This window comes from Acidovorax sp. 100 (assembly GCF_003688355.1).
Classification (GTDB): domain Bacteria; phylum Pseudomonadota; class Gammaproteobacteria; order Burkholderiales; family Burkholderiaceae_C; genus Acidovorax; species Acidovorax delafieldii.
Genome location: NZ_REFD01000001.1, coordinates 1,710,298 through 1,730,477, shown reverse-complemented (window position 1 = coordinate 1,730,477; position 20,180 = coordinate 1,710,298). Strand labels below are relative to the sequence as shown.

The window sequence follows — 20,180 nt, the reverse complement described above, 5'->3', positions numbered from 1 at the left end:
CGCATGCGCCACCCCCTGCCCTACGCCTTTGCCCGCACCGCCCAGCTGCTGCTGGAGGACGACGGCCACCAGCTGGTGCTGTGGCACGGCCCCAGCCCCGACGCGGGCGCGCTGTCCGAAGTGCTGCGCAAGCACCCGGTGCAGCAACTGCTTGCGCTCGATGCGCCTGCCCTGGCCCAGCGCATCAGCGCGGCCTATTCGCACAGCGAATCGAGCGCCGCCACCGTGGTGAGCGAGGTCGAGAGCGACGCCGACCTCTCGCGCATGATGCAGGAGCTACCTGCGGTGGAAGACCTGCTGGAATCAGCCGGCGACGCACCCATCATCCGCATGCTCAACGCCCTGCTCACGCAGGCCGCGCGCGACGGCGCGAGCGATATCCACATCGAGCCCTACGAGCGCCACAGCAGCGTGCGCTTTCGCGTGGATGGCACGCTGCGCGAAGTGGTGCAGCCCAACCGCGCGCTGCACGCCGCATTGATCTCGCGCCTGAAGATCATGGCCGACCTGGACATCAGCGAAAAACGCCTGCCCCAGGACGGCCGCATCAGCCTGCGCCTGGGCACCCGTGCCATCGACGTGCGCGTCTCCACCCTGCCCAGCGCGCACGGCGAGCGCGCCGTGCTGCGCCTGCTGGACAAGAGTGAAAGCAAGCTCAGCCTGGAGGCCGTGGGCATGCAGGGCGACACCCTGCGCCGCTTTGAGGGCCTGATCGGCCAGCCGCACGGCATCATCCTGGTCACCGGCCCCACGGGCTCGGGCAAGACGACCACGCTGTATGCAGCGCTGGGTCGGCTCGACGCCACGCGCAACAACATCATGACGGTGGAAGACCCCATCGAATACGAGCTGCCGGGCGTGGGCCAGACCCAGGTCAACAGCAAGATCGAGCTGACCTTTGCCAAGGCCCTGCGCGCCATCCTGCGGCAGGACCCGGACATCATCATGATTGGCGAAATCCGCGACTTCGAGACCGCGCAGATTGCCATCCAGGCCTCGCTCACGGGTCACCTGGTGCTGGCCACGTTGCACACCAACGATGCTGCCAGCGCCGTCACGCGCCTGACGGACATGGGCGTGGAGCCCTTCCTGTTGTCGTCGTCGCTGCTGGGCGTGCTGGCCCAGCGCCTAGTGCGCAAGTTCTGCAGCCACTGCCACGGCAGCGGCTGCGAGCACTGCGGCCAGACGGGCTACACCGGCCGCACGGGCGTGTTCGAGTTGCTGGTGACCACGGACGCGATCCGGGCACAGATCCACAACCAAGCCTCAGAGGCCGACATCCGCACCGCAGCGCTGGCGGGTGGCATGGCGCTGATGCGGGACGATGGCGAACGCCTGATTGCCGCCGGCATCACCAGCCGCGAAGAAGTGCTGCGGGTGACGCGGGACTGATTTGCTGCGTTTTTGATAGCTGCTAGCGCATGAAGCACTAGCGCTGCCAGCCAAAAACACTTCAAACTACCGGATCTGCAGCGCGGGCCGGCGCCCCACCTGGGCCATAGCAGGTGCGGCGGGCGTTGCGGGTGCGGAGGTGCTAAACGCCGGGGATGCCGTCGCGCCATCCTGCAGCTTGAACTGGCTGACCGCGCTGTTGAGGTGGTGCGCCTGCTCGCGCAGCGACTCGGACGCTGCGGTGGACTCCTCCACCAGCGCCGCGTTCTGCTGGGTCATCTGGTCGAGCTGCGTGACCGACTGGCTGATCTGGCCGATGTTGTCGCTTTGCTCGGCCGACGAAGCGGTGATCTCCGCAATGATGTCGGACACGCGCCGCACGCTGCTCACGATCTCGGTCATGGTCTGGCCGGCCTGGCTCACCAGGCGCGAGCCGTCTTCGACCCGCTCCACCGACGAACCGATCAGGCCCTTGATCTCCTTGGCCGCTTCGGCGCTGCGCTGCGCCAGGTTGCGCACCTCGCTGGCCACCACCGCAAAGCCACGGCCCTGCTCACCGGCACGGGCGGCTTCCACCGCCGCGTTGAGCGCCAGGATGTTGGTCTGGAACGCAATCGAATCGATCACGCCCGTGATGTCCGCGATCTTGCGCGAGCTGGTGGTGATCTGGTCCATGGTGGTCACCACCTGCGACACCACGGCGCCGCCGCGTGCAGCCACCTCGGCGGCGGACGAGGCGAAGTCGCTGGCCTGGCGCGAGGCCTGGGCGCTTTGCTGCACGGTGCTGGTCAGCACCTCCATCGATGAGGCGGTCTCTTCCAGGTTGGCCGCCGTCTGCTCGGTGCGGTGGCTCAGGTCATGGTTGCCGCTGGCGATCTCGGAGCTGGCGGTGGAGATGTTGCCCGCCGCGTCCTGCACCTGGCGCACCAGGTCACGCAACGAGTCCTGCATGCGGCCCATGGCGCCTACCAGCTGGCCCACTTCATCCTGGTTCATGGCTGCCACATCGCGCGACAAGTCGCCACTGGCAATGCGTTCGGCCAGCTCCTGCGCCTGTCCGAGGGACTTGGTGATAGAACGCACGCTGAAGAACGTGAGCGGAATCAGCACCGCCAGCGCCAGCACCAGACCCACACCAATCAGTGCGGCCATGGTGGAGGTGCGCGATTCGACACCCGCGCGGGCCTCGTCCATCTGCGCACGAGCCGAACCCGCCAGGCTGGAGAACAGCTTGTCGGTGGCTTCCATGTGGACCTTCAGGCGGTCGGCGTAGGCGCCGCCCCCTGCGCCGTCGAGCTGCGCGCCCTCGATCTTTTCGAAGATGGGTGAGATGCCGGTTTCGTACTGCTTGATCTCGTCGAGCGATTTGTCGATCGAGGCCACAAACTCGGCATCGCCCGACTGCACTTGCCGCACATCGGCCAGGCGCTTGCGCAGGGAGGTCAGGGTTTTGGCCCAGGACTCACGCAGGGCAGAGACCTCGACCGAATTGTTGAAGTTGATGATGATGTCTTTTTCGGTCCGGCGCAGGTCACCCAGGGTGGTGCGCAGCTCGGACATGTCTGTCAGCGTCTGCACGCGTTCTGAAAACAGCACCTGCAGCGTGCCGCGCGTTCGGTCCAGGGCCACGTAGCCCATGGCACCAATGACGACCAGAAGGATTAGGGAAAAGACGGTTCCGAAGTAGAGACGCGTGCGGATGGAGAAGCGGCCGAGAGCATTCATGGCTCTTCCTTACATTTTTTAACAGACAGTCCAGCATAGCAAATTTGGTGCCACACACACCCCCCGCCTTCTGGGCCGGGGGTGGGCGGGACTATATGCCGGGCAAGGCGGTCCACCGCACAGGGTAAGCACGGCCCCGGGGCCCTGTTTCAGGGAATCCTCGGGGCCAGTAGCTGCGCTTATTGCGCTGCTGCCTTTACACGGGCTTGAGCGGGATGTACAGCTCGCCGCCGCCCTGCTGGAACTCGGCCGCCTTCGCCTGCATGCCCTGGGCCAGGGCTTCGGCCTCGGCCACGCCCTTTTGCGCAGCGAAGTCGCGCACTTCCTGGGTGATCTTCATCGAGCAGAACTTGGGGCCACACATCGAGCAGAAATGTGCCACCTTGGCCGAGTCCTTGGGCAGGGTCTCGTCGTGGTATTCCTTGGCGGTTTCGGGGTCCAGGCCCAAGTTGAACTGGTCCTGCCAGCGGAAGTCGAAGCGCGCCTGGCTGAGCGCATCGTCGCGTGCACGGGCGCCGGGGTGCCCCTTGGCCACATCGGCCGCGTGGGCCGCGATCTTGTAGGCAATGATCCCCTGCTTCACGTCGTCGCGGTCGGGCAGGCCCAGGTGTTCCTTGGGCGTCACGTAACACAACATGGCCGTGCCCATCCAGCCGATCATGGCCGCGCCGATGGCCGAGGCAATGTGGTCGTAGCCGGGGGCGATGTCGATGGTCAGCGGGCCCAGGGTGTAGAACGGCGCTTCGTGGCAGGTCTTGAGCTGCTCGGTCATGTTGGCCTGGATCATGTGCATGGGCACATGGCCCGGGCCTTCGATCATGGTCTGCACGTCGTGCTTCCAGGCGACTTGCGTGAGTTCGCCCAGCGTGTGCAGCTCGGCAAATTGCGCTTCGTCGTTGGCATCGGACGCGCAGCCAGGCCGCAGGCCGTCACCCAGGCTGAACGACACGTCGTACGCCTTCATGATGTCGCAGATATCCTCGAAGTGCTCGTACAGGAAGCTCTCGCGGTGGTGCGCCATGCACCACTTGGCCATGATGGAGCCGCCGCGCGAGACGATGCCCGTGCGCCGCTGCGCCGTGAGGTGGATGTAAGCCAGGCGCACGCCCGCATGGATGGTGAAGTAGTCCACGCCCTGCTCGGCCTGCTCGATCAGCGTGTCGCGGAAGATCGCCCAGGTCAGGTCTTCGGCCACGCCGCCCACTTTTTCGAGCGCCTGGTAGATCGGCACGGTGCCAATCGGCACGGGGCTGTTGCGCACGATCCAGTCGCGCGTGGTGTGGATGTTCTTGCCAGTGGACAGGTCCATCACGTTGTCGGCGCCCCAGCGGATCGCCCAGACGAGCTTTTCTACTTCTTCTTCGATGCTGGAGGTGACGGCCGAGTTACCGATGTTGGCGTTGATCTTGACCAGGAAGTTGCGGCCAATCGCCATCGGCTCCACCTCGGGGTGGTTGATGTTGGCGGGGATGATGGCGCGGCCCCGGGCCACTTCGTCGCGCACAAATTCGGGGGTGATGATGCGCGGGATGCTGGCGCCCATCGGGTTGCCCATCAGGCGCTTTTCACGGCCTGCGTCGGCCATGTACTGTTCCATCCACTCACGCTTGCCGTTTTCGCGGATGGCGACGTATTCCATCTCGGGCGTGATGATGCCCTTCTTGGCGTAGTGCATCTGCGTGACATTGGCACCCGCCTTGGCGCGCAGGGGCTTGCGCTGCAAGGCGGCGGCCTCGGCGCGCAGCTGGGCGAGGCGGGTGGCATCTTCGCTCTTTTGGCCGTCGTCCAGCGCTACGGGGGCGCGGCCTTCGTAGTGCTCCACATCGCCACGGCCGGCGATCCAGCTACCGCGCACGCTGGCCAGGCCCTTGCGCACGTCGATCACGGCTTCAGGGTCGGTGTAAGGACCGGAGGTGTCGTACACGCTGACCAGCTCGCCGTTGGTTAGCGCGATGTCGCGCACGGGCACGCGCAGGTCTGTGTGCAGATGGCCGGGGATATAGGCCTTGCGGGATGCGGGGAAGGGTTCGCGGGTGCGTGCGAGCAGCTCGGCGAACTTTTCAGGGGCAGCCAGTGTGGCGTGGGGATCGGGGGCGTTCATGGGCAGGTCTCCTGGTTCCGGTGGCGGTGGGTCTGCTCCGGAATGGACCTGTGCGCCCCTCGGGTGGCTGCGCATGGCAGCACCTGAGGCAAGGCGTGCCCACAGGGAGTGCGGGCACGGGGACAAGGAGGTCGGCTCTTCTTCCGCCGGTATGAACCGGATCAAGTTCGTCGGGTTCGCAAGCTGGCCTGAATTTCTTCAGGCCTCTCGCATCTCAGCGCATCAGCACACCCCGGAGCAGGCGCGAGTATAGGGCAGAGGAAAAACGGGGCAGCAGAGCCCCCCAATCAACAGATACATCAGGCCAGGCGGCCGATGAGGATCACCGCGAAGAAAAAGACGGCGGCAATCACTGTCCACTTGAGGATGACGAGCCCCAGGCGCTTGTAGCGCGGCTGCCCGGTGCCCGCGTAAAACGCGAACGACACGGCCGCCGCCAGGAGCAGCAGCATGGCCAGCCAGCGAAAGATCAACATGGCAAGCGGGCCCTACCAGGCGCGCGCAGGCTGCGCAAAGCCGGTGGGAGCCTGGCGCTCGTCCTCGAACGTGACCACCTCCCAGGCATCACGCTGGGCCAGCAGCTCACGCAGCAAGAGGTTGTTCATGGCGTGGCCCGAGCGGAACGCACTGTAGGCCGCCAGCAGGGGCTTGCCAATGAGGTACAGGTCGCCCATGGCATCCAGGATCTTGTGCTTCACGAACTCGTCGTCGTAGCGCAGCCCGTCGCTGTTGAGCACCTTGTAGTCGTCCATCACGATGGCGTTGTCCAGCCCGCCGCCCAGCGCCAGGCCGTTGGAGCGCATCATCTCCACATCGCGGGTGAAGCCGAAGGTGCGGGCGCGGGCAATGTCGCGGCTGTAGTTGCCTTGCCCCAGGTCAAACTCGACGCGCTGGCCAGTGGAGTCCACCGCCGGGTGGTCAAAGTCGATTTCGAAGCTGAGCTTGTAGCCGTGGTACGGCGTGAGGCGCGCCCACTTGGCATTGGCACCCTCACCCTCGCGCACCTCCACGGGCCGGGTGACGCGGATAAAGCGCTTGGGTGCGTTCTGCAGCTCCACCCCGGCGCTTTGCAACAGGAACACAAACGAGGCCGAAGACCCATCGAGGATGGGGACCTCTTCGGCCGTGATGTCCACGTACAGGTTGTCGATGCCCAGCCCCGCACAGGCCGACATCAGGTGCTCCACCGTGTGCACCTTGGCATTGCCCACTGCGATGGTGGACGCCAGCCTCGTATCCGTCACAGCCTCGGCACGGATGGGAATGTCCACCGGCTGCGGCAGATCCACCCGCCGGAACACGATGCCTGTGTCCGGCTGCGCGGGCCGCAGGGTCAACTCGACCCGTTGGCCGCTGTGCAGACCCACGCCTACGGCGCGGGTCAGGGTCTTGAGGGTGCGTTGCTGGAGCATCTGCGCATTTTAGTTTCTGCGGCACCGCCCCGCACGTGCCGAGGTCTTGTCGCACCTCAAAGCGACGCGTACGTAGAGCTACCGCCGCGTTTTCACCTACTGTGCAGGTCCCATGGTTCGCCGCACAATTTGGTACACAGGGCCTTAACAACCACAACATGAACGCACGACACCCGCCCCACAGGAGACTCCCATGAGCAAACTCAGTTTCAAGATGAAAGTCATGCTCATGATCGGCACCGCGCTCACGGCGCTGCTGATCATGGCCATCCTGTCACTCCTCCAGGAGCGGCGACTGATCACCGAGTCCCGCAAGGACCTGCTGACCACCGCCGTCCAGTCCGCACACAGCATCGTGGTCGGTTACCAGGCCAAGGCCGCGAGTGGCGCCATGTCGGTGGAAGACGCGCAGAAGGCTGCCAAGGACGCCCTGCGCATTGCACGCTACGGCGGACCCGAGGGCAAGACCGAATATTTCTACATCTGGACCACCGAGGGCGTGGGCGTGATGCACCCCTTCAAGACCGAGTGGGACGGGCAGGACATGCTCGGCAAGGTCAAGGATGGTTCGGGCGTGGACATCATCGGCCTGCTGGTCAACGGCATGCGCAGCAGCAAGGACGGCAAGGCCTTTGTGCCCACCATGTTCGCGCGCCCCGGCCAGCAGACACCCGTGCCCAAGCTGCAGTACATCGTCAAAGTGGACGGCTGGAACTGGATGGTGGGCTCCGGGCTGTATACGGACGACGTCGATGCCATGCTGCGCCAGGCCCTGTGGTCGAGCCTTGCACTGGTGGTGGCGGTGTTTGTGGCGGTGGGGGTGATCGGCCTGCTGGTGTCGCGCTCGGTGTTGCGCCAGATTGGTGGCGAACCCACCCACGCCATTGCCATCATGTCCGAGGTGGCCGAAGGCAACCTGGATGCCCAGATCCCTGCCGCCCCACCGGGCTCCATGCTCGATGGCTTGGCGCACATGGTGGCCTCGCTGCGCAAGCTGGTGACCGAGGTACGGTCGGCCACGGACAGCATTGCTACGGCGTCGGGGGAAATTGCCCAGGGCAACAACGACCTGGCCCACCGCACCGAAGACACGGCCAGCAACCTGCAAACCACCGCCAGCAGCATGGAGGAGCTGACCAGCACCGTGAAGCAGACGTCCGACTCCGCGCAGACCGCCAACCAGATGGCAACTTCAGCGGCTGCCGTGGCGGCGCGCGGAGGGGAAGTGGTGTCCCGCGTGGTATCCACCATGCAGGATATCAACGCCAGCAGCAACAAGATCAGCGACATCATCGGCGTCATCGACGGGATCGCGTTCCAGACCAACATCCTGGCGCTCAACGCCGCCGTCGAGGCAGCGCGCGCAGGTGAACAGGGTCGCGGTTTCGCGGTGGTCGCCAGCGAAGTACGCAGCCTGGCACAACGCAGCGCTGCAGCCGCCAAGGAAATCAAGACATTGATCGACGCTTCCGTGGAGAAGGTGGCATCGGGCACGCAACTGGTGGGCAATGCAGGCGCCACCATGACCGAGATCGTGGACAGCGTTCAACGCGTGACAGACATCATTGGAGAAATCCGCTCGGCCACATCGGAGCAGAGCCAGGGCATTGCCCAGGTCAACACCGCCGTGAACCAACTGGACCAGATGACCCAGCAGAACTCAGCGCTGGTGGAGCAGTCGGCAGCAGCAGCAGACAGCCTGCGCGAGCAAGCCATGAAGCTCACCCAGGTGGTGGCGCTGTTCCGCGTGAACGGCAGCACCTCCGCTCCCGCCCCGGCCAGCCGCCCCGCAGCTGCGCCCCGCCCCGCCGTGGCCCCTGCCGTGCGTGCGGCAGCGCCCCGCCCGGCCCTGTCTAAGGCGCCAGCAGCCCCCCGTGCTGCTGCGCCTTCACCCGCGCCAGCGGCGGCATTGCCCCCCAAGGCAAGCAGCCCCAAGCCTGCGGCTGACAATAACGATGACTGGGAATCTTTCTGATCACTGAGAGGCCTGGGGCGACCCGGGCCTGAGAGCCTGCTGACGTTCGCCCAGTCAAAAAGCCCTACCAGCTTGCGCCGGCAGGGCTTTTTGTCTTGCAGCCCCCGGGAGGGGGCCGCAGGGTGCGATCAGCGCGGTTGTCAGTCCGCTTGCTTGCGCAGGAAGGCGGGGATTTCCAGGTCATCCATACCGCCGGACGACAGGGCATCCACGCGGGCTGCGGCCTGCGTGCGGTTGGTACGCCACACGCTGGGTACCGACATGCTGCCATAGTCGGCCTGCGCGCTGCCCGTGTGGCCGCCTTGCACGCCCACGGCACCACCCAGCGTACCCACACCGGCGACAGGCATCTGGTAGGCCATGTTGTCCGTACCCGTGCGCAGGCCACCCTGCACCACCGAGATGGGCTGACGGCGCGCATTGGCACGCGACAGACCCGTGGCCACCACGGTCACGCGGATCTCGTCACCCAGGCTTTCGTCATAGGCAGCACCAAAGATCACGTGCGCGTCGGTCGATGCGTAGGCGTTGATGGTGTTCATGGCCTGGCGTGACTCGGACAGCTTGAGGCTGCCCTTGCTGGCCGTGACCAGCACCAGCACACCCTTGGCGCCCGACAGGTCGATGCCTTCGAGCAGCGGGCAGGCGATGGCCTGCTCGGCTGCGATGCGTGCGCGGTCTGGGCCGCTGGCCGTGGCCGTGCCCATCATGGCCTTGCCGGGCTCGCCCATCACGGTGCGCACGTCTTCAAAGTCCACGTTCACCTGGCCGTATTCGTTGATGATCTCAGCGATACCGCCCACAGCGTTCTTGAGCACGTCATTGGCGTGCGCAAAGGCCTCGTCCTGGGTGATGTCGTCGCCCAGCACGTCCAGCAGCTTCTCGTTGAGCACAACAATCAGCGAGTCCACGTTGGCTTCCAGTTCGGCCAGGCCATCGTCCGCATTCTTCATGCGGCGACCGCCCTCCCAGTCGAAAGGCTTGGTGACCACGCCCACTGTCAGGATGCCCATCTCCTTGGCCACGCGCGCGATCACGGGCGCAGCGCCCGTGCCCGTGCCGCCGCCCATGCCCGCCGTGATGAACAGCATGTGGGCGCCAGAGATGGCTTCACGGATATCGGCAACCGCCGCCTCAGCCGCATCGCGGGCTTTCTCGGGCTTGCCCCCAGCACCCAGGCCGCTGTTGCCCAGCTGGATGACGCGGTGCGCCGAGCTGCGCGTGAGCGCCTGTGCATCGGTGTTGGCGCTGACAAACTCCACGCCCTGTACGCTGCGGGCAATCATGTGCTCGACGGCATTGCTGCCGCCACCGCCCACACCGATCACCTTGATCTGGGTGCCCTGGTTGAATTCTTCGGCTTCGATCATTTCGATGGTCATCTTGGAGCTCCTGGTTCTAAATTCGTATGCAATTGCCAATTGAGAGATGGGATCATTTTTCTTGTAGTGCGTGGCGGTCCTGTACATCGCCATCGCTCGCGCGGTATCTGGTGAGGGCTCCCACGCGCTAGCCACAGGGGGTATTTCATGGTCAGAAATTCCCCACGATGAAATCTTTGAAGCGCCCGAATGCGGTCTTCATGGACCCACTCTTCTGAGCCACCTTGAAGCCGCGCAGACGTGCCAGGCGCGCTTCTTCCAGCAGCCCCATCACGGTGGCTGCACGGGGCTGGGCCACCATGTCAGCCAGGGCGCTGGAATACTTCGGTATGCCGCGCCGCACGGGCTTGAGGAAGATGTCCTCGCCCAGTTCGATCATTCCCGGCATGACCGAGCTGCCGCCCGTGAGCACGATGCCCGACGACAGCACTTCTTCGTAGCCCGACTCGCGCACCACCTGCTGCACGAGCGAGAAGATTTCTTCCACACGCGGCTCGATCACACCGGCCAGCGCCTGCTTGCTCAGCATACGCGGGCTGCGGTCGCCCAGGCCGGGCACTTCCACTTGCGCCTCGGGGTCAGCCAACAGTTGCTTTGCGTAGCCGCTTTCCACCTTGATGTCCTCTGCGTCCTTGGTCGGCGTGCGCAGTGCCATGGCGATGTCGCTGGTGATGAGGTCGCCCGCAATCGGAATCACCGCGGTGTGGCGGATCGCGCCGCCAGTGAAGATGGCGACATCGGTCGTGCCCGCGCCGATATCCACCACCACCACGCCCAGCTCGCGCTCGTCGTCAGTGAGCACGGCCTGGCTGCTGGCCAGAGGATTGAGCATGAGCTGCTCGACCTCCAGGCCGCAGCGGCGCACACACTTGATGATGTTCTCGGCCGCGCTCTGCGCGCCGGTCACGATGTGGATCTTGGCCTCCAGGCGGATGCCGCTCATGCCGATGGGCTCCTTCACATCCTGCCCGTCGATCACGAATTCCTGCGGCTCCACCAGCAACAGGCGCTGGTCGCTGCTGATGTTGATGGCCTTGGCCGTCTCCACCACGCGGGCCACGTCGGCCGACGTGACTTCCTTGTCCTTCACCGCCACCATGCCGCTGGAGTTGAGACCGCGAATGTGGCTGCCCGTGATGCCGGTGTAGACGCGCTGGATCTTGCAGTCCGCCATCAGCTCGGCCTCTTTCAGCGCCTGCTGGATGCTCTGCACGGTGGCATCGATGTTGACCACCACGCCGCGCTTGAGACCATTGCTCGGGGCCACGCCCAAGCCTGCGAGCTTGAGCTCGCCATTGGGCAGAACCTCGGCCACCACAGCCATGACCTTGGCGGTGCCAATGTCCAGCCCCACGACGACGTCTTTGTATTCTCTTGCCATATCAGTCTCTGCCCTTCTCGGTTCTGTCCCGCTGTCCCACCAACCCCTCGCACCGGCCTCTCGGGGCCCGCAGAGTGCTGCGTCTTGCTCTGTCTTGCCTCATGCCATTACCTCTTGCGCACGGCCGTCGCGCCGGTTGCGTCTGCAGTCACTGTGGTCACACCCCGCAGGCGCAGGGCGTAGCCCCCGGCGTGGCGCAGGTCCGCAGACTCCAGCGCGTCCACGCGGCGGCCATACTGCGCGGCCACCTGGGTCAGGGTGCGTACAAAACGCTGCGTGCGCTGCACCACTTCCTGCGGCGTACCGCCTCCCAGCTCCACCACGGCCTCACTGTCGAGGGTGGCGCGCCAGCCGCCTCGCCCGGTCAGCTGCAGCTCTTCCACGTCCAGGCCCAGAGGTTTGAACACGGGCTCCAGCAGCCCATACATCTGCAGCACTTCGGCCGAGCTGCCTGTAGGCCCCTGCAGGCGCGGCAGGCCCTCCTGCTCCACATCGCCCACATTGGCCTCGAAGACTTCGCCCTGGCTGTTGACCAGCGCTGAGCCGGTGTCCGGCCCCCAGTACGCCACCGCGTCATGCTCCTGCAACTCCACACGCAAGCTGCCGGGGTACACCCGACGCACTTGCGCGCGGCGTACCCAGGGCACCTGCTCGAAGGCCTCGCGGGCGGCACGCAGATCCACGGTGAAGAAGTTGCCCACCAGATGTGGCGCCACGTTGGCCCGCAGGGTCACCGCGTTGTTGTGCACCAGCTCGCCCTGCACCACGATGCGTGCGATGGCAAAGCCGGGGTAGCGCAGCACCCACCCCACCCCCGCCGCCAGCACGGCCAGGGCGCAGCCCACGAACAGGACCGACGCGGTCAGGTTCATGAGCTTGACGTCCAGGGGTGCGGGCAGCGTCTGGGTCATCAGGCGGCCTTTGGTTTTGCGGGCGTGTCGAGGGCCGCATCCGCGAGGATGCGCAGACACAGCTCTTCGTAGCTGATGCCCGAGGCCCGGGCCGACATGGGCACCAGCGAATGACCCGTCATGCCAGGGGATGTGTTCATCTCCAGCAGGAAGGGCTTGCGGTCGCTCGCGCGGATCATCAGGTCGGCACGACCCCAGCCCCGGCAGCCCAGGGTGCGGTAAGCCTCCAGCACAATGCGCTGGATCTCGCGCTCTTCGGCCTCGGGCAGGCCGCTTGGGCACTGGTACTTCACGTCGTCGGTGAAGTACTTGTTCTGGTAGTCGTAGGCGCCATCGGGCGCCACGATGCGGATCACCGGCAGCGCACGGGCGCTGGCGCCCTGGCCCAGCACGGGGCAGGTCACCTCTTCGCCCTCGATGAACTCTTCGCAGAGCACGTCGGGGTCGTACTGGGCAGAGAGCTGCACGGCCTCCTGCATGTCCGAATAGCCGCGTACCTTGGTCACGCCGATGGACGAGCCTTCGCGCGGCGGCTTGACGATGAGCGGCAGGCCCAGCTCGTCGGGCACGGTGCGCACCACCTCGCGCTGCTGCCGATCGGGCGCCAGCCACACATAGCGGGGCGTGGGCAGGCCCTCGGCCAGCCACACCCGCTTGGTCATGACCTTGTCCATGGCGATGGCCGAGGCCATCACGCCGGGGCCGGTGTACGGAATGCGCAGCAGCTCCAGCGCGCCCTGCACCGTGCCGTCTTCGCCATGGCGGCCGTGCAGTGCGATGAAGCAGCGGGCGTAGCCGTCGCGCTTCAAGTCGCCCAGCGCGTTCTGTGCGGGGTCAAACGCATGGGCATCCACGCCACGCGAGCGCAGCGCCTGCAGCACGCCGCTGCCCGACATCAGCGACACCTCGCGCTCGGCCGAGTCCCCGCCCATCAGGACGGCAACCTTGCCCAGCGACTTCACATCGATATTCGATTCAGGAAGGGTCATAGTGCGCTCCCTTCATGCGCTTTCAGCTCATTATTTTGTAGCATCTCAACCACCTTGCCGGGCACTGCGCCAATGGAGCCGGCTCCCATGCACATCACCACGTCGCCCGCGCGTGCGTTGTCGGCAATGGCCCGGGGCAGATCGACCACGTTGTCCACAAACACCGGCTCCACACGGCCGGCCACGCGCAGGGCACGGGCCAGCGAGCGTCCATCGGCGGCCACGACCGGCGCCTCGCCTGCGGCATACACCTCGGTGAGCAGTACCGCATCGGCATGGCCGATCACCTTGACGAAATCTTCAAAGCAATCGCGCGTGCGGGTGTAGCGGTGCGGCTGGAAAGCCAGCACCAGGCGCCGCCCGGGGAACGCGCCGCGCGCGGCCGCCAGCGTGGCAGCCATCTCCACAGGGTGGTGGCCGTAGTCGTCGATGACGGTGAAGGTGCCGCCGTCCTTCGCGGGCAGATCGCCATAGCGCTGGAAGCGTCGGCCCACGCCCTTGAAGCCCGCCAGCGCGCGCTGCACGGCGTCGTCGGGGATGTTGAGCTCCACCGCCACGGCAATGGCCGACAGCGCGTTGAGCACGTTGTGCTCGCCCGCGAGGTTGAGCACGATCTCCATATCGGGCAGCGTGACGCCGTTGCGCCGCTGCACGGTGAAGCGCATCTGGCCCGCCTCGGCGCGCACGTTGATGGCGCGCACCTGCGCGTCTTCCGAGAAGCCGTAGCTGGTGATGGGGCAGGTCACGCTCTGCAGGATGTCGCGCACGGCGGGACTATCCACACACAGGACAGCCGTGCCGTAGAACGGCATGCGGTGCAGGAAATCGACAAACGCGCCCTTGAGCCGGCCGAAGTCGTGACCATAGGTCTCCATGTGGTCGGCGTCGATGTTGGTCACCACGGCCATCACGGGCAGCAGGTTCAAGAACGACGCGTCGGACTCATCGGCCTCGACCACGATGTAGTCGCCGCTGCCCAGCTTGGCATTGGCGCCTGCGCTGTTGAGCCTGCCGCCGATGACGAAGGTCGGATCCAGCCCCGCCTCAGCCAGCACGCTGGTCACGAGGCTGGTGGTGGTGGTCTTTCCGTGCGTGCCCGCGATGGCAATGCCCTGCTTCAGGCGCATCAGCTCGGCCAGCATCAGTGCGCGCGGCACCACGGGGATCTTCTTTTCGCGTGCGGCCAGCACTTCAGGGTTGTCCGAAGTGACGGCTGTGGACGTGACCACGGCATCGGCACCATCGATGTGCGCTGCCGCGTGGCCGAGACAGGTCTTGATGCCGAGGTCTGCCAGGCGGCGCAGCGTGGCACTGTCGGCCAGGTCCGAGCCCGAGATGCGGTAACCCAGGTTGAACAGCACTTCGGCAATGCCACTCATGCCGGCGCCGCCCAGGCCTACGAAATGGATGTGGCGAATCGCATGTTTCATGGTTGGGCCAACTCCTCGCAGGCAGTCACCACCTCGCGGGTGGCGTTGATTTTTTGCATGGTTTTGGCCTTGAGCGCTACATCCACAAGCGTGGGCCGCTCTAATTTCAATAGCATTTCAGACAGCCCTTGCGGCGTCAGGTCTCGCTGCTGCACCAGCCAGCCGCCTCCTGCGTTCACGAGGAACTGCGCGTTGGTGTTCTGGTGGTCGTCCACGGCCGACGGGAAGGGGACAAAGATAGACGCGGCGCCCACGGCCGCGATCTCGGTGACGGTGCTCGCCCCCGCCCGGCAAACGATGATGTCGGCCGCTGCAAACGCGCTGGCGGTGTCGTCGATGAAAGGCGTCAGCTCTGCCTCGACCCCTGCGGCGGCGTAGTGGGCGCGCAGGGCATCGATCTGCGCCGCACCGCTTTGGTGGACCACGGTGGGGCGCTGGTCGGCAGGCATCAGCGCGATGGCCTGGGGCACGATCTCGTTGAGCGCACGTGCGCCCAGGCTGCCGCCCACCACCAGCAGGCGCAGCGGGCCGCTGCGGCCCGCAAACCGCTCCGAGGGGCCGGGCTGCTGCGTGAAGGCAGTGCGCAGCGGGTTGCCCACCCACTGCCCCTGTTTGAACACGTTGGGGAAGGCCGTGAACACGCGGTCGGCCACACCGGCCAGGACCTTGTTCGCCATGCCCGCCACCGAATTCTGCTCATGCAGCACCAGGGGCTTGCCCGCGAGCACGCCCATCATCCCGCCCGGAAAGGTGATGTAACCACCCAGGCCCACCACCACGTCGGGCTTCACGCGGCGCACGACCTGCAGCGCCTGCCAGAACGCACGCATCAGGCGCAGCGGCAACAGCGCCAGCGTGACGAGCCCCTTGCCGCGCACACCCGAAAAATCGATGAGTTCCAGCGCAAAGCCGTGCTGCGGCACGATGCGCGACTCCATGCTGCCGGGCGCGCCCAGCCAGTGCACACGCCAGCCGCGTGCGCGCAGTTCCTCGGCCACGGCCAAGCCGGGGAAGATGTGGCCGCCGGTTCCACCAGCCATGATGAGGGCGGTCTTCTGCGTGCTCATACGCGACCTCCCCGCATGAGGAGCTTGTTCTCGTAATCGACCCGCAGCACCACCGCCAGCGCCACCAGATTCATCAAAATCGCCGACCCGCCAAAACTCATCAGTGGCAGCGTGAGCCCCTTGGTCGGCAGCGCGCCCAAATTCACGCCCATGTTGATGAAGGCTTGAAAACCGATCCAGATCGCCACGCCCTGCGCCACCAACCCTGCGAACACGCGGTCCAGCGCAATGGCCTGGCGGCCGATGTGCATGATGCGGCGGGTCATCCACAGGAACAGCACGATGAGCGCGACCACGCCCACCAGGCCAAACTCTTCGCCGATCACGGCCATCAGGAAGTCGGTGTGCGCCTCGGGCAGCCAGTGCAGCTTCTCCACGCTGCCCCCCAGCCCCACGCCAAACACCTCGCCGCGCCCGATGGCAATCAGCGAGTGCGATAGCTGGTAGCCCTTGCCGAGTGCATGCTGTTCGCTGAAGGGATCCAGGTACGCAAACACGCGCTCGCGGCGCCAGGGCGAACTGGCGATCATCAGCGCAAAGGCACCCACCAGCACCCCTGCGATCAGGAAGAACATGCGGGCATTCACACCGCCGAGGAACAGGATGCCCATGGCAATCACGGCCACCACCATGAAGGCGCCCATGTCGGGCTCGGCCAGCAGCAGCACGCCGACGATGGCCACCGCAGCGCCCATGGGCAGCACGGCGCGGAAGAAGCGCTCCTTCACCTCCATCTTGCGCACCATGTAGTCGGCGGCATAGATAAGCACCGCAAACTTGGCCACCTCGGAGGGCTGGAAGCCTACGGGCCCGATGGACAACCAGCGGCGCGCGCCATTGACCACCTTGCCCACGCCGGGGATCAGGACCGCCACCAGCATGAGCAAGGCCACGATGAACAACCAGGGCGCCACCCGCTCCCACAGCGCCATGGGCACCTGGAACGCCAGCAGTGCCGCCACAAACCCCACCACCAAGTACATCATGTGGCGGGTCAGGAAATGGGTGGACGCATAGTTGGCAAAGCGCGGGTTGTCCGGCATGGCAATCGACGCTGAATACACCATCACCAACCCCCACGCCAGCAGTGCCACCACCACCCAGAGCAAGGCCTGGTCAAAGCCCAGCACGCTCGCGGGCGTGCTGGACGACTGGCGGTACTCGGTACCGCCCACGCGCACGGGCAACACATCGGCCGCCTTGCCGGGCAGGCCACCGAACCAGCCGGTCACGCGTTGCAACAGGGTGCTGGCGGGTGCCGTCATTGCATGCCCTCCGCCGACTGGCCCGCATCGTCGGCCATCGCCCGCACGGTCTCGCAAAAGACCTGGGCGCGGTGCTCGTAGTCCTTGAACATGTCAAAGCTGGCACAGGCTGGCGACATCAGCACCGCATCGCCAGAATGGGCGCGCTGCGCGGCAAGTGCGACAGCCTCTGGCAAGGTGCCCGCGTCGAGCAGTGGTACGCCAGCGTCCTGCAGCGCAGTGCGGATCAGCGGTGCGTCGCGGCCGATCAGCACCACGGCACGTGCATAGCGCGCGACGGGGGCTGCCAAAGGCGCAAAGTCTTGCCCCTTGCCTTCTCCGCCCAGAATGACCACCAAACGCCGCTCCGTGCCCAGCCCCACCAGCGCAGCCGCCGTGGCGCCCACGTTGGTGCCCTTGCTGTCGTCAAAATATTCCACGCCGTGGATGATGGCCACGGGCTCCACACGGTGCGGCTCGCCCCGGTACTCGCGCAGGCCGTAGAGCATGGGCGCCAGCGGGCAACCCGCCGCCGTGGCCAGCGCCAGCGCGGCCAATGCGTTGGTGGCGTTGTGGCGACCCCGGATGCGCAGGGCATCCGCCGGCATGAGCCGCTGGATGTGCAGGTCCTCTTCGACCTCGTTGCGGCCACGCTTGCGGGTTTCGTCCGCATCCATGGCGCGCACCAGCCAGGGCATGCCGCTCACCACCTCGATGCCAAAGTCGCCCGGACGCCGGGGCATGTCGCCACCAAAAGTGATGTGTGCGCGCACCTGCGGCTTTTGCAGCTTGACCTTGACGGGTGGCGGCAGCATGGCCATCACCGCAGCGTCTTCGCGGTTCAGGATCATCAAGCCCGTCTGGCCAAAGATACGTGCCTTGGCCGCAGCGTAAGCGTCGATGCTGCCGTGCCAGTCCAGGTGGTCCTGCGTGATGTTGAGCACCGTGGCGGCTGTGGGTTCGAAGCCCCCTTCCCCCCCATTCACGCCATCCAGCTGAAAACTCGACAGCTCCAGCACCCACACATCGGGCAAAGTGTCGGCATCCAGGTGTTCTGCCAGCGTGTCGAGCAGGGTCGGACCGATGTTGCCGGCCACGGCCACGCGTTTGCCCGAGCGTTCCACCAGCTGGCCGGTGAGCGAGGTCACGGTGGTCTTGCCATTGGTGCCGGTGATGGCCAGCACGGCCGGGCCATATGCATGCGATGCACGCAGCGCGGCCAAGGCCGTGGCGTACAGGCTCAACTCACCGCCAGCGCTGATGTTGTTTGCACGAGCCGCTTCCAAAACAGGAGCCACTGCCTCGGGACTCAGCCCTGGCGAACGATAGACCGCGTGCAGGTTCTGGCCCTGCACCAGACTGGCATCGAATGCGCCCGACACAAAACGCACCTGGGGCAGCTCCTGCCGCAGCGCGGGCAGTTGTGGCGGGGCAGCGCGCGTGTCGGCCACGGTGACCTGCGCACCACAACGCACGCACCAGCGTGCCATCGCCATGCCCGAGGCGCCCAGGCCCAGGATCAGGATGTGCTGGTCTTGCAGCAGGTTCGCAACGCCCTCGCGCGCCGGGCCTGCGGGCACATCGGGCGTGGTGGGCTCATCGGCCTCAGCGGTCTCGGCAACGTCCGCGCTGTCCGCAGCGCCCGGCTCGGGGGCGGTCACCTCGGCAAAGATCTGCGCCACAAAATCCGCTGCTGCCTTCGCGGCGGAGACGGCGGGCACGGCCTCGGGGTTCCAGGCGGTGCTGGTGCTTTTGGCTGCGGCCGCAGCGTTGTTGGCCTCGCTGCCTATCACGGCACCATCCTGCTCCGGATTCGCCTCAGGCTCTGCGGGCGCTACGGGCAAAGGGGCCTGCATGCAAGGATCGCCTTCGGGAGTGCCGTCCGCGCCCACCCCGGCCCCTGCCAACGGTGGCATGGCCTCGGGCGTACCGAGGGGGTCAGGGACAAGAGGATCGTTCGGGTTCATCGCAGTTTCAGCGTGGACAGGCCGATCAGGCACAGCAGCATGGTGATGATCCAGAAGCGCACAACCACCTGCGTTTCCTTCCAGCCGCTCTTTTCAAAGTGGTGGTGCAGCGGCGCCATCTTGAGCAGGCGGCGGCCTTCGCCGTAGCGCTTCTTGGTGAACTTGAACCAGGTGACCTGCAGCATCACCGACAGGGCCTCGACCACAAAGATGCCGCCCATGATGGCCAGCACGATCTCCTGGCGCACGATGATGGCGATGGTGCCCAGGGCTCCGCCCAGCGCCAGCGCTCCCACGTCGCCCATGAAAACCTGGGCGGGGTGCGCGTTGAACCAGAGGAAAGCCAGGCCCGCGCCCGCCATGGCAGCGCAGAAGATCAGCAACTCTCCCGAACCCGGAATGTGCGGGAAGAACAGGTATTTGGAATACACCGAGCTGCCGGTGACATAAGCAAACACGCCCAGCGCCGAGCCCACCATCACCACGGGCATGATGGCCAGGCCGTCCAGGCCGTCGGTCAGGTTCACCGCATTGCTGGAGCCCACGATGACGAGATAGGTGAGGATCACGAAGCCGAGCACGCCCAGCGGGTAACTCACTTCCTTGAAGAAGGGCAACTGCAGCCCCGCCTTGGGCGGCAGGTCCAGCGAAAAGCCCGACTGCACCCAGCCCACGAACAGCTCCCACACCTTGGCGTTGGAGCTTTCAGAAATGCTGAACACCAGGTACAGCGCGGCCATGAGGCCGATCACCGACTGCCAGAAGTACTTCTCGCGCGAACGCATGCCTTCGGGGTCCTTGTTGACCACCTTGCGCCAGTCGTCCACCCAGCCGATGGCGCCAAAACCCAGCGTGACGATGAGCACAATCCACACAAAGCGGTTGGACAGGTCAAACCACAGCAGGGTGGAAATGGCGATCGACAACAGAATCAACACACCACCCATGGTGGGCGTGCCGCTCTTGGACAGGTGCGACTGCATCGCATAGCCCCGGATGGGCTGGCCGATCTTGAGCGAGGTGAGGATGCGAATCACCTTGGGGCCGGCCACCAGCCCGATGAGCAGCGCCGTCATGGCGGCCATCACCGCACGGAACGTGAGGTACTGGAACACCCGAAAGAAGCCGAACTCGGGCGACAGGCCCTGCAGCCATTGCGACAGCATCAGCAGCATGTGGCACCTCCGGCATGGGCTGACACCGT

General features: G+C 65.8%; 15 protein-coding genes and 1 riboswitch. Of the genes, 2 read left to right on the top strand and 13 right to left on the bottom strand.

The window, feature by feature from the left end; translation table 11 throughout:
• Positions 1-3 precede the first annotated feature (3 nt).
• Positions 4-1,392 carry a GspE/PulE family protein gene (locus C8C96_RS08110; protein WP_121941984.1) on the top strand — a complete coding sequence of 463 codons (1,389 nt, stop codon included), beginning with the start codon at positions 4-6 and terminating at the stop codon, positions 1,390-1,392.
• 66 nt (positions 1,393-1,458) lie between these two features.
• On the opposite strand, the gene C8C96_RS08105 is transcribed toward C8C96_RS08110, so the two are convergent.
• The 4 genes from C8C96_RS08105 to lpxC all read right to left on the bottom strand — a co-directional run bounded on the left by C8C96_RS08105 (position 1,459) and on the right by lpxC (position 6,630).
• Positions 1,459-3,117, bottom strand: a complete 1,659-nt coding sequence (locus C8C96_RS08105; RefSeq protein WP_056059188.1) for a methyl-accepting chemotaxis protein — start codon at positions 3,115-3,117, stop codon at positions 1,459-1,461.
• A gap of 196 nt (positions 3,118-3,313) precedes the next feature.
• Positions 3,314-5,191: a phosphomethylpyrimidine synthase ThiC gene (thiC, locus tag C8C96_RS08100; protein WP_121943927.1), complete on the bottom strand. Its 1,878-nt coding sequence runs from the start codon at positions 5,189-5,191 to the stop codon at positions 3,314-3,316.
• A gap of 148 nt (positions 5,192-5,339) precedes the next feature.
• Positions 5,340-5,463: riboswitch (TPP riboswitch) on the bottom strand.
• Positions 5,464-5,517: 54 nt separating this feature from the next.
• On the bottom strand, positions 5,518-5,694 hold the full coding sequence (locus C8C96_RS25000; protein WP_015012563.1) for a hypothetical protein: 177 nt from the start codon (positions 5,692-5,694) through the stop codon (positions 5,518-5,520).
• Between the two features lie 12 nt (positions 5,695-5,706).
• Positions 5,707-6,630, bottom strand: coding sequence for a UDP-3-O-acyl-N-acetylglucosamine deacetylase (gene lpxC, locus C8C96_RS08095; RefSeq protein WP_015012562.1), 924 nt, complete (start codon positions 6,628-6,630; stop codon positions 5,707-5,709).
• A gap of 193 nt (positions 6,631-6,823) precedes the next feature.
• Between lpxC and C8C96_RS08090 the strand changes: the two genes are divergently transcribed.
• Positions 6,824-8,605, top strand: coding sequence for a methyl-accepting chemotaxis protein (locus tag C8C96_RS08090; protein WP_121941983.1), 1,782 nt, complete (start codon positions 6,824-6,826; stop codon positions 8,603-8,605).
• 140 nt (positions 8,606-8,745) lie between these two features.
• On the opposite strand, the gene ftsZ is transcribed toward C8C96_RS08090, so the two are convergent.
• The 9 genes from ftsZ to mraY all read right to left on the bottom strand — a co-directional run bounded on the left by ftsZ (position 8,746) and on the right by mraY (position 20,151).
• Positions 8,746-9,987, bottom strand: a complete 1,242-nt coding sequence (ftsZ, locus tag C8C96_RS08085; protein WP_056059196.1) for a cell division protein FtsZ — start codon at positions 9,985-9,987, stop codon at positions 8,746-8,748.
• A gap of 151 nt (positions 9,988-10,138) precedes the next feature.
• Complete coding sequence (gene ftsA, locus C8C96_RS08080; RefSeq protein WP_015012559.1) at positions 10,139-11,368, bottom strand: cell division protein FtsA; 1,230 nt, start codon at positions 11,366-11,368, stop codon at positions 10,139-10,141.
• Positions 11,369-11,475: 107 nt separating this feature from the next.
• Positions 11,476-12,279 carry a cell division protein FtsQ/DivIB gene (locus C8C96_RS08075; protein WP_099731221.1) on the bottom strand — a complete coding sequence of 268 codons (804 nt, stop codon included), beginning with the start codon at positions 12,277-12,279 and terminating at the stop codon, positions 11,476-11,478.
• Positions 12,279-13,268: a D-alanine--D-alanine ligase gene (locus C8C96_RS08070; protein ID WP_056646738.1), complete on the bottom strand. Its 990-nt coding sequence runs from the start codon at positions 13,266-13,268 to the stop codon at positions 12,279-12,281. The genes C8C96_RS08075 and C8C96_RS08070 overlap by 1 nt, the downstream gene beginning before the upstream one ends.
• Positions 13,265-14,698, bottom strand: coding sequence for a UDP-N-acetylmuramate--L-alanine ligase (murC, locus tag C8C96_RS08065; protein ID WP_121941982.1), 1,434 nt, complete (start codon positions 14,696-14,698; stop codon positions 13,265-13,267). Before murC ends, C8C96_RS08070 begins: the two co-directional genes overlap by 4 nt.
• On the bottom strand, positions 14,695-15,765 hold the full coding sequence (gene murG / locus C8C96_RS08060; protein ID WP_121941981.1) for an undecaprenyldiphospho-muramoylpentapeptide beta-N-acetylglucosaminyltransferase: 1,071 nt from the start codon (positions 15,763-15,765) through the stop codon (positions 14,695-14,697). The genes murC and murG overlap by 4 nt, the downstream gene beginning before the upstream one ends.
• On the bottom strand, positions 15,762-17,030 hold the full coding sequence (ftsW, locus tag C8C96_RS08055) for a putative lipid II flippase FtsW (protein WP_056059212.1): 1,269 nt from the start codon (positions 17,028-17,030) through the stop codon (positions 15,762-15,764). The genes murG and ftsW overlap by 4 nt, the downstream gene beginning before the upstream one ends.
• Positions 17,027-18,976 (bottom strand): UDP-N-acetylmuramoyl-L-alanine--D-glutamate ligase, encoded by a 1,950-nt coding sequence (gene murD, locus C8C96_RS08050; RefSeq protein ID WP_233584189.1) that lies wholly within the window; start codon positions 18,974-18,976, stop codon positions 17,027-17,029. The genes ftsW and murD overlap by 4 nt, the downstream gene beginning before the upstream one ends.
• On the bottom strand, positions 18,973-20,151 hold the full coding sequence (mraY, locus tag C8C96_RS08045; protein WP_015012552.1) for a phospho-N-acetylmuramoyl-pentapeptide-transferase: 1,179 nt from the start codon (positions 20,149-20,151) through the stop codon (positions 18,973-18,975). The genes murD and mraY overlap by 4 nt, the downstream gene beginning before the upstream one ends.
• Positions 20,152-20,180: the final 29 nt, after the last annotated feature.

Excerpts from the sequence above, each read along its gene's own strand:
- C8C96_RS08110 (WP_121941984.1), top strand. The coding sequence starts at position 4 with ATGCGCCACCCCCTGCCCTACGCCTTTGCCCGCACCGCCCAGCTGCTG.
- C8C96_RS08105 (WP_056059188.1), bottom strand. The coding sequence starts at position 3,117 with ATGAATGCTCTCGGCCGCTTCTCCATCCGCACGCGTCTCTACTTCGGA.
- C8C96_RS25000 (WP_015012563.1), bottom strand. The coding sequence starts at position 5,694 with ATGTTGATCTTTCGCTGGCTGGCCATGCTGCTGCTCCTGGCGGCGGCC.
- lpxC (WP_015012562.1), bottom strand. The coding sequence starts at position 6,630 with ATGCTCCAGCAACGCACCCTCAAGACCCTGACCCGCGCCGTAGGCGTG.
- C8C96_RS08090 (WP_121941983.1), top strand. The coding sequence starts at position 6,824 with ATGAGCAAACTCAGTTTCAAGATGAAAGTCATGCTCATGATCGGCACC.
- ftsZ (WP_056059196.1), bottom strand. The coding sequence starts at position 9,987 with ATGACCATCGAAATGATCGAAGCCGAAGAATTCAACCAGGGCACCCAG.
- ftsA (WP_015012559.1), bottom strand. The coding sequence starts at position 11,368 with ATGGCAAGAGAATACAAAGACGTCGTCGTGGGGCTGGACATTGGCACC.
- C8C96_RS08075 (WP_099731221.1), bottom strand. The coding sequence starts at position 12,279 with ATGACCCAGACGCTGCCCGCACCCCTGGACGTCAAGCTCATGAACCTG.
- C8C96_RS08070 (WP_056646738.1), bottom strand. The coding sequence starts at position 13,268 with ATGACCCTTCCTGAATCGAATATCGATGTGAAGTCGCTGGGCAAGGTT.
- murC (WP_121941982.1), bottom strand. The coding sequence starts at position 14,698 with ATGAAACATGCGATTCGCCACATCCATTTCGTAGGCCTGGGCGGCGCC.
- murG (WP_121941981.1), bottom strand. The coding sequence starts at position 15,765 with ATGAGCACGCAGAAGACCGCCCTCATCATGGCTGGTGGAACCGGCGGC.
- ftsW (WP_056059212.1), bottom strand. The coding sequence starts at position 17,030 with ATGACGGCACCCGCCAGCACCCTGTTGCAACGCGTGACCGGCTGGTTC.
- murD (WP_233584189.1), bottom strand. The coding sequence starts at position 18,976 with ATGAACCCGAACGATCCTCTTGTCCCTGACCCCCTCGGTACGCCCGAG.
- mraY (WP_015012552.1), bottom strand. The coding sequence starts at position 20,151 with ATGCTGCTGATGCTGTCGCAATGGCTGCAGGGCCTGTCGCCCGAGTTC.